This is a genomic window from Paraburkholderia sp. RL17-381-BIF-C (assembly GCF_046026435.1).
In the GTDB taxonomy this organism is placed as follows: Bacteria; Pseudomonadota; Gammaproteobacteria; order Burkholderiales; family Burkholderiaceae; genus Paraburkholderia.
Window position 1 is genome coordinate 1 of record NZ_JARESX010000279.1, and the last position, 226, is coordinate 226.

A 226-nucleotide genomic window follows, 5' to 3' on the forward strand; every position below is an offset into this window, starting at 1 on the left:
CTTCATCACTGCCGCCGATCTGCTGATGCAATTGACGACAGCGTTGCGCCGTAACCAGCTCGAGGAAACCATCAAGCGGATCACGAAGCCCTACAAGCTTCTGATCATTGACGAGATGGGATACCTGCCAATGGACCGCGAGCAGGCGAACCTGCTCTTCCAGGTAGTCGCTAAACGGTACGAAACTGGCAGTCTGGTCCTGACCAGCAATCTGCCGTTCGGCCAG

1 protein-coding gene is annotated in these 226 nt (G+C 56.2%); it reads left to right on the forward strand.

Going from position 1 to position 226, the window contains the following annotated elements; translation table 11 throughout:
- A partial coding sequence (locus P0D70_RS37045; RefSeq protein WP_408188162.1) for an ATP-binding protein occupies positions 1-226 on the forward strand: 226 nt, incomplete at both ends.